Genomic DNA, 9,804 nt, shown 5'->3' with positions numbered 1-9,804 from the left:
TTAAATTGCGCATGCAATTTAACCTCCTTTGATGATGGAAAATAGGCTTGGCAGATTGACTTGTTATTTTTTTGATTGTGCCTTATTACTTTAAAATATAAATTACCAAAGGAAAACTATCAATACATATAATTTAAATAATGTATTAATTTTTTATTAAATCAATGTATTTTTCAGAAATCCAACATGCAAAAAGGCGTATCTAAAAATTTGATACGCCTCTCTTATATCCCTTTATTAAAATTTGAAATAATAAATCTTAACTCTAAAATGCTGCTGAAATTGCATTTGCAACTGCTGTTGCTTCTAAATCTTGATAATATGAACTTGCACACTTTTGTGCTTCATCTGGATTAGTAATAAACCCAAATTCAATTAGAATTGCAGGCATACTCGTATTTCTGCAAACAAAGTAATTGCTATCCCTAGCTCCTCTATTTTGAGCACCAGTGCTGCTTGTAATAGCAGATGCTACAGAAGATGCCAGACTCATACTTGTTGAAAGCTTGTAATCATTATATGCTCCTCCAAAACTATCATCTTGAGGTCTTGAGCTGTAATAAACCTCCACTCCATTGGCTGTTGGAGATGCTGAATTATGATGTAAACTTACAAATAAATCTGCTTTAGCATTATTGGCAATATTCACCCTATTAGTAAGGCTTGTATTCACATCATCAGTATTTCTATCTGATGAATACCTCGTCATAATTACTGTATATCCTAGCCCTTCAAGCTTTGCCTTTAACTTATCTGCTACCTGCATATTTAAGTCTCTTTCAGCGTATGTGACACCATTACTAGTTGCGTAAGCGCCATCATCTCCGCCAAAATTATGGCCTGGATCTAGTACTATTACTTTTCTTGACGTACTTCCTGGAATTTTGCTTCCACGTTTTCCATCCGGGCCTATCTTCCATCCATTTACAACCGTATCTTTAGCCATAATGCCTGTACTAGGTTGTAAATAGTAATAATCTTTACCATCTACTATCCAACCTGTTGCTCTAGCACCACTGCTTCTTAAATAGTACCAATTTCCATTTAGATTAATCCAACCTGTTGCCATCATTCCGTTTGAATATAAGTAATACCAGTTCCCATTTGCATTAGTCCAACCTGTTAACATATTTCCACTTGTGCTAAAAAAGTACCATTGTCCACTGATTAAAGTCCAACCTACTCTCATTGCTCCACTTGAATCTAGGAAATATTTATTTCCATCAATTAGTCTAAGGCCAGTGGTCATGCTGCCATCACCTTGAAGATAATACCACTTATTATTATCCTTTACCCAACCAAGAGCCATTGCCCCACTTGATTTAAGATAATACCATTTTCCATTCTGATTAACCCAGCCTTTTGCCATGACTCCATCGCTATACAAGTAGTACCAATCACTATCAGGTTTAATCCAACCAGTTGCCTTGCTATTATCTGATCTATAATAGTACCAATTTCCAATCTCCAATTTCCATCCAATTGATGATGAGATATTTGTGCTATTATCAATTGATAGCTTAATTGGTTCCGTTGCTTGCACACCTGCTGATCCTGCTTGAGCTGTTTGCGGTTTGCTAGCTGTAGTAGTTGTTGTATCTACCACTACTCCTGCACTTGTAGTTGAGCTTGTGACTGTGCTAGTACCTGAATTACTATCAATGCCAGATGCATTAACATCTGATGAAGAGACAACCCCTGCTGCTACTAATAAGTTATAATATAATTCATTAACCTCTTGTCCATATGTAAGACTTGGAGCCCATTTCCCACTTAATGCGTTTACAGTCACCGCATTTCCTTTAATTGTAATAAACTGCCTTGGGTCATATGTATTGCTTCTTGGATAATCAGAAGCTCCCGCATAGAGTGCTAAGTGGTCCAAATGAGCTTGTACGCCTTCATCCCAAGTGCTGAATCTTTGATGAGCATTTGGATCAGTGTCGGCTCCACCGGAACTAGTTTTTAGTCCACATGGATTATGATAACTTTCATCTAATACTCCGCCAAAGTTACCATACCCTGTTTCCTTAGCAGCCTGCACATACGCTATAGCTGGGTTAACATTTCCATGCGTGGGTGCGTACTTCCAATATAGCTCTGCTAGCTCGACAAAGGTATCAGTTGCTCCTTTAGATTTCGCCCATTCTTCCGCCTGTTTTGCTGTTACTTTTGTATCTGATATTATTTTAGTATCAGTGATGGCCGCCTTAACATTTATAGTCGGAATTAATGCTAAAACTATCACAAAAGCAAACAAAAATTTAGTCAATCTCTTAATAGCCTTCAAAACAGCTTTCCCCCATTCTATTTGGTTTTAAAGTCAAATATTTCTCCAATATATAATACAAGCTTCTAAATTGTTTTAGGGACTAATATACTAGACAATCTGTTATATCGCGCCATGTAAAATATGGTAATAATTCTTATTTTCTATACATACAAAACTATATAGGTATAATATACCAAAAAGAAAGACCAACTATAATACCCATTATTATATAGTTGATCTTTCTTCTTGTTACTTTGTATATTTAATTAAATGTTAGCTGCAATGACTTCTGCAATTGCCTGAGCTACTTTTTGTTGACTTGCTGGGTCTGAACATCTTATTGCTTCATCTTTATTTGTTATAAATCCAACTTCAACAAGTACTGCTGGCATATTTGCATTTCTACATACAAATAAATTTTGTGACTGTCCACCCCTATTATTCAAGTTAAGTTTACTTGAAATGTTGTTGTTAATAAGAGTAGCCATCTTTTTACTTTTTTCTATTCTTGCATTATCTAACTTTCCACCAAAACTATCATCTTGAGCTTGCGTACTATAAAGAGTTAGTACCCCATTAGCTGATGTATCAGCTGAATTATGATGAATACTTATAAAGAAATCTGCATTTGCATTATTAGCAACATCAACTTTATGAGTAAGACTATCAATTAGCGAACCGTAAGAAGGTTTTTCTCCAAGATTTCTTGTCATTACTACATTGTATCCTCTATTTTGAAGTTCAGTTTTTAATTTATCTGCAACCTGCATATTTAAAACTGTTTCATCATAAGTCACCCCATCAATAGTACTTGTAGCACCATAATCATTACCATAATCATGACCAGGATCTATTGCTATGGTCTTTTTACCATTTGAAGAACCATTATTTATTGGTGGTGGTGTCGTTGTTCCAGAATTATCATCATCTTGATTAGATGTAGATTGCTTCTTACCATCCGAACCAATTTTATACCCTTCAATTGTAGTGTTTGTAAGCATTCTTCCTGTATTTGTGTCTAAATAATACGAATCTCCATTAGACGTAACCCAACCTGTAGCCATAGCACCACTATCATTTAAATAGTACCAAGTTCCGTTAATATTAAGCCATCCTTTAGCCATAGCTCCAGTATCATATAGATAATAGTATGATCCATTATCTACAATCCATCCTGTTGCCATACTTCCATCAGTATTGAAGTAATACCAGTAGCTTCCTATCTTCACCCAGCCGGTTTGCATAATGCCACCATTGTCAAGCATATAGATTTTATTATCTATTCTTGAAAGACCAGTTACCATGCTTCCATCACCTTGAAGGTAATACCAATTATTATGATCTTTAAACCAGCCAGTCTTTATTGCTCCACTTTTTTCAAAATAGTACCATTTATCATTAATTTTTGTCCATCCATTATTGGTGGCCATAACTCCTGAATCTTTAAAATAATACAAATCTGAGCCATCATATTGGATTCCAGTTGCCATAGCACCCGAATTGCTTAAAAAGTACCAATCGTTATTTAATTGTTTCCACCCTTTAAACATAGTACCTGACTTATCAAGATAATACCACTTTCCATTGTCACTTACCCAGTCAGTTGCCATTTTACCATCATCTTTTAAGTAATACCAATTTCCATCAGGATTAATCCAGCCAATTGCCTTTGTATTATCTGATTTATAGTAATACCAAGCTCCATTTTCGTTTTTCCAACCAATTGTTGATGTTATATTAGGTTTTTCCTCTTGAGGTTTACTTCCACCTTGAGGTTTATTTTCTGGAATAACATCAATAACACTAGGTGCAATTGGCTTGCTTTCAGGTTTTCCTGGATTTGGAGCCGCATTTGATGAAGATCCACTAGTATTCTTTCCAGTATTAGTGTTATCACTATCCTTTGGATAATCTACACCAGAGTAATCCATCAAATCTTCATATAATTTACTTATTTCTTCACCATATGTAGCACTTGGAGCCCATTTTCCACTTAAAGAGTTTACCGTAGTCGCGTTACCTTTAATAGTTACAAAATGTCTTGGATCATAAGTATCATCCCTTGGATACCCACTAGCTCCTGCATATAAAGCTAAATGATCTAAATGCGCTTGTACACCTTCATCCCAAGAATCAAATTTCTGATGAGCATTTGGGTCAGTATTGTCTCCACCAGCTTCAGTTTTTAATCCACATGGGTTATGAAAACTTTCATCTAATACTCCTCCAAATTTTCCAAATCCAGTTTCTTTGGCTGATTGAACATATGCAATAGCTGGATTAACACCACCATGATCTGATGCATACTCAAAATAAAGATCTGCTAAATTTATAAATGTCTGTGTTGCTCCTTTAGATTTAGCCCATTTTTTAGCTTGTTTAGCAGTAACCTTACTGTCTGATATTATTTTATAATCAGTAGTTGCTGCTTGTACATTTAATGTCGGAATCAAACTTAATACCATTGCGAAAGATAAAATAAAGGTAATAAGTTTCTTGTTAATATTCAAAACAGTCTGCCACCTCCCTACATTTGATTTTAACAAAAAACATCATGGCATTAAAGGTAAATTTGAAAAAATGTAGTTTTTTTTATCATATATTCTCATAAAGTTGGTTTTTATGATAAGTATTCCACCTTATGTACTTGGCCCCAGTACAAAATAGCCCAAAATAAAAGAGAGCCTGGTTTAGTGCTCTCTTTTAGTGATTACGGTTTTTTCTTCTGCAATTTTCCAAATTGTCTTGACAATTTGCAAGTTGGTCCATTAAATTATCTACCATTTTATCTGTAAGACACATTTGATTGCAAAGCAGTTTCTCATTCATATTTATTAAATAACAAATAAAGTTTTGATTAGTAAACGCATATAAGAATAATAAAACCATCACTAATCGGCATAACACTGCCTCTTGATTCCCCACAACCATTGTAGATAAGGTCAAATCATTTATTGGGTTATTTGCAGTAGCTCCAAGAGTATCAAAACCAGAATCACTATAGTCACAGTCACAGTTACTCATTTTCTTCCTCTCCATGTACAGCAATATTATATATAATAATAATATGAATAATTGTTTATTTTTGTTACTTTCCAAGAGAATCATTTATTATAATGGTTGTAAATTTCATATTTACCCGAAAAAAAGAATACCTCCATGCATTATAAACATAAAAGTTTATATTAATGCATAAATGTATCCTCTTGTATTTAAATTTATTAACTTTTATTCTTCACTCTTTCCAACACCAGATAAAATTAATCCTTTATTATGATCTAGCGCCCAGCTTATACCCCAGTCATTTTGGAATATAAGTAAGTTTCTATCTTTAAAGTCTTTAACCTTCTTGGTATCTGAAGTTAGGTTTAATGAATCCATATCAACATCTTTATTTTCTATCCATCTAACATATCTATAGGATAGTCTATCCATTTTGATATCAACATTATATTCACTATTTAATCTATATTCTAGAACTTCAAATTGAAGTACGCCAACAACTCCAACTATTATCTCTTCCATTCCAATATGAGTTTCCTTAAATACTTGGATTGCACCTTCTTGTGCTATTTGAGTAACACCTTTGATAAATTGTTTCCTCTTCATAGTGTCTACTGGTCTTACTCTTGCAAAATGTTCTGGTGCAAAAGTCGGAATTCCTTCAAACTTAAATTTCTTTGATGCTGTACATAAAGTATCTCCAATTGAGAATATACCTGGATCAAACACACCTATTATATCTCCTGCATATGCCTCTTCAACTATTTCTCTATCTTGAGCCATAAATTGTTGTGGCTGAGCTAATTTAATTTTCTTTTCACCTTGTACATGAAATACATCTTCACCTTTATTAAACTTACCTGAGCAAATTCTCATAAATGCGATTCTATCCCTATGGGCCTTATTCATATTTGCTTGTATCTTAAATACGAAAGCAGAGAATTTATCTTCAAACGGATCAATAGCTCCAACTGTAGAATTTCTTGCAAGCGGTGATGTAGTCATTTCTAAGAAATGTTCTAAAAATGGTTCCACACCGAAGTTTGTTAAAGCTGATCCAAAAAATACTGGAGTCAATTCCCCTTTTCTTACAGCATCTAAATCCAAATCATCTCCAGCAATATCTAAAAGTTCAATGTCCTCCATTAACTTGTCATGTAATGCATCCCCTAAAATTTCTCTAAATTTAGGATCATCAACCGAACCTTCTATAGCCTCAACTTCATTTTGACCATGATTTCCACCATTAAAAGCTATAATTCTATTATTGTCTCTTTCATATACACCCTTAAATTCCTTACCAGAACCAATTGGCCAATTCATTGGGTAAGTTTTAATTCCAAGTTCATTTTCAATATCCTCAAGTAATTGAAATGGATCTTTGGCTTCTCTATCCATTTTGTTTATAAACGTGAAAATAGGCATTTCCCTTAAAGATGCAACATGGAATAACTTTCTCGTTTGATCCTCTATACCTTTAGCTGCATCCACAACCATAACTGCTGAATCTGCTGCCATAAGAGTTCTATATGTATCTTCCGAGAAGTCTTGGTGACCTGGAGTATCTAATATGTTAATACAGTGATCATTATAGTTAAATTGCATAACCGAAGAAGTAACAGAGATACCTCTTTGCTTTTCAATTTCCATCCAGTCAGAAACTGCATGCTTTGAAGCCTTTCTTGCCTTAACAGAACCGGCAAGCCTTATAGCTCCTCCATAAAGTAACAGTTTTTCAGTAAGAGTGGTTTTACCTGCATCAGGGTGAGATATAATTGCAAAGGTTCTTCTCTTTTCAATTTCTTTTATATAATCAGCCAAATCTAAGCCCTCCTATTAAACTATCAACTAGTGTTTACTATGGATAATTAAGGAATGCTTATTTTTATGCTTGTAGCTTTTTAATTGATTAATTTTTCCATCATCAATTATGTCTTATGCATTTCCCTAACCATTATAAACCCTTCATTATTAACTAAATTATTATATCACATCCCATATGTTATGTATACTGAATATCCATTAGATACAACTGTATAAACAAAACGCTTTCCAAATTAATTTGTACTAATGATTAACGATAACTTTTTGCAAATATTTCAAAAGCAACTAATTATTATTTCATCATAACGTTCATATACATTCTTATAAATTACCTTAGCGTATGTATTAATGAAATGTTGGTTAAGATTATTAAAATTCCATAATAATTATATATATGAAATATAATTATTATACTTTGACTAGCAGCCTGATTTAGAAAAACCATCATGCAGAAATACAAGATTCATTAATTTTAATAATGAAAGTTAAATAATTCACACCATTATATCTAATACATGTAATTTTCTACAATTCTTATTTGATTTGTTCTTATGAATCTGTTTCCCGAAAGTAAATCATTATAGATTAACTCCATACAAGAAAATATTCTATCTAAATTAAATAAGATATAAAAACTGAGATATCTTTGCAAATATTTTGTGGCAACTCCACGAAATACAGCAAACCAATTCATCAGGTTTAATATCATGTACCTTATGCGATTATCGTCTTTCACATTTATTAACCTCTTTTTATTATGCTTTTGTGCAACCAATGAAAGATATCTATCTCCATATGATACTATGTATGATTTTTTCTCTATTTTTGTATAAACTTTCTCATTAAATAACTTTAAATCCCAAAAATCTTTAAATATTGGTTTAATAAACATAGAATCCTCCTCACCCTTAGCACCTATAATCCAAATATTTCTCCTTCTATGCGTACTTTGCCTTATTTCTTCTATATTTCTGCACCCCTTGAAATTTTCTTTAACTATAGTTTTTCCGATATAAATTATCCCTTTTAACATATTAGGTGTATCATCCAGTGTTAATGCATGCAGCACTTTATGTCTCCAATAAAATGCTGTTACTAAATTAATGCTTAAATTTTCAGCACAAAATCTTAATGATTTCTTTTCTATCATAAACTCAACAAATTTCATCCATAATTTTGTCTCTTTTTTTGAATAGCTCCATATTGAATTTGTGGTATTAGAAAAAGTCTTTCCACATTCTTTACATTTGTATCGCTGTATTCCTTTATATGATCCATATCTAATATAGGATTTACAACCGCAACGCTGGCAATACTCAATTTTTCTCCTTTTATAAATATCCTTTTTTAAGACTTCACTAATATATAGCTCTAATTTTCTTAATTCCATATCTTCTTGTATCAAAAGAAACACCTCTGTTAATAAATTTTTTTAACAAATCTCCTTTTAATACTCTCCATATTTTCAACTTTATAATCATTACCAATATTTATTTAATACATATTACACATTTTTTATCATATAAATATATAATTGAGCTTTCCATACATTAAACCTTTTTATTTTATATATACATCATTAATTACCAACATTTTTGTCATTGAAGTTCTTAAATTATTTTTTCCAGTTATACAAATTTGTCTTTTAAGAATTTTTCTTTTAAAATATTTAATATCTCAACTTCATTTGTAATAATACCATCTGCACCAGCCTCTATTACTCTCTTCATATTATCAAGATCGTTAACTGTATAAGTATTTACTAGTATTCCTGCTTCTTTTATTTCTTTGATATATTCTTTATTGAGAATGCTTGGAAAATAAGGATGGTAACATTCCACTTGGATGGCCTTTAAATATTGAGGTACGTTTGCAAGTGTTGTTTCCGTTAAAGCTCCCAGTATTATTTTTCTGCTGCCTTCAATTTTTCTTATTGCAGCTAAACTTAAATGATTAAAGCTCGATATTATAATCCGCTCTCTTAAATTAAACTCATCAATCATTTCTAGAACCTTTTTTTCTAACCCTTTATACTCGATTATACTATTCTTTAATTCTAAATTTAATATTTTTAAATCCGATTTAGAAACAAGTTCTAATAGTTCTCTTAATGTTGGTATTTCTTCACCTAATTTTTTTTCAAAATATTCAACTTCTTTAGTGCTATATTCACCTATTGAGGAATTATAAATCTGCCTTTTCCCCTCTAATTTTAAATATTCCATTTCTTTCAATGCGATATCCTTTAGCGCTTGAACCCTTGGAGTACTCCTAGTTCTAAAAATCTTAAGTTCATCTAAAGTATAATCTTTAACCAAGCCATGTCCATTAGTAGTTCGATCTAAAGTTTCATCATGAATAATTACAGGCACTCCATCTTTTGTAAGCTGAACATCTGTTTCTATACCATCTGCATTATATTCAATTGCTTTCTTAAATGCTAACATTGTATTTTCATCAAATTTCCCACTATATCCTCTATGTGCAATATTTAAAATTTCCAAATTCTCGCCTCCTATTATCTGCATTAGCAACTATATAGTATTACGTCTGCACTCACCTTAATATTCACTGTTTTATAAATATTCTGCACCTGTTATAAACTTATTATCGTATGAAAAACAATATAAAATAAATAGAAAATACTTGTCCATTTTGCGCTTTAAATTTGAGCATTAGGACAAGTATTTTGAAATATAAATATT

At 32.2% G+C, this 9,804-nt stretch carries 6 protein-coding genes; all 6 read right to left on the bottom strand.

Annotation, left to right across the window (positions count from 1 at the left end; all coding sequences use genetic code 11):
- Positions 1-265 precede the first annotated feature (265 nt).
- The 6 genes from COL3_RS05550 to COL3_RS05525 all read right to left on the bottom strand — a co-directional run bounded on the left by COL3_RS05550 (position 266) and on the right by COL3_RS05525 (position 9,603).
- Positions 266-2,290 (bottom strand): N-acetylmuramoyl-L-alanine amidase, encoded by a 2,025-nt coding sequence (locus COL3_RS05550; protein ID WP_008429091.1) that lies wholly within the window; start codon positions 2,288-2,290, stop codon positions 266-268.
- A gap of 248 nt (positions 2,291-2,538) precedes the next feature.
- Positions 2,539-4,782, bottom strand: a complete 2,244-nt coding sequence (locus COL3_RS05545) for an N-acetylmuramoyl-L-alanine amidase (RefSeq protein WP_008429093.1) — start codon at positions 4,780-4,782, stop codon at positions 2,539-2,541.
- 193 nt (positions 4,783-4,975) lie between these two features.
- Positions 4,976-5,296 carry a hypothetical protein gene (locus COL3_RS05540; RefSeq protein ID WP_008429096.1) on the bottom strand — a complete coding sequence of 107 codons (321 nt, stop codon included), beginning with the start codon at positions 5,294-5,296 and terminating at the stop codon, positions 4,976-4,978.
- Positions 5,297-5,500: 204 nt separating this feature from the next.
- Complete coding sequence (locus COL3_RS05535) at positions 5,501-7,096, bottom strand: peptide chain release factor 3 (protein ID WP_008429099.1); 1,596 nt, start codon at positions 7,094-7,096, stop codon at positions 5,501-5,503.
- Between the two features lie 511 nt (positions 7,097-7,607).
- Positions 7,608-8,504 (bottom strand): transposase, encoded by an 897-nt coding sequence (locus COL3_RS05530; RefSeq protein WP_008429101.1) that lies wholly within the window; start codon positions 8,502-8,504, stop codon positions 7,608-7,610.
- A 223-nt stretch (positions 8,505-8,727) separates the two neighbouring features.
- On the bottom strand, positions 8,728-9,603 hold the full coding sequence (locus COL3_RS05525) for a glycerophosphodiester phosphodiesterase (RefSeq protein WP_008429103.1): 876 nt from the start codon (positions 9,601-9,603) through the stop codon (positions 8,728-8,730).
- Positions 9,604-9,804 lie beyond the last annotated feature (201 nt).

Source organism: Clostridium sp. LS, from assembly GCF_002760435.1.
Classification (GTDB): domain Bacteria; phylum Bacillota; class Clostridia; order Clostridiales; family Clostridiaceae; genus Clostridium.
The sequence above is the reverse complement of the archived record's forward strand: the minus strand, read 5'-3'. Positions and strand labels throughout refer to the sequence as shown.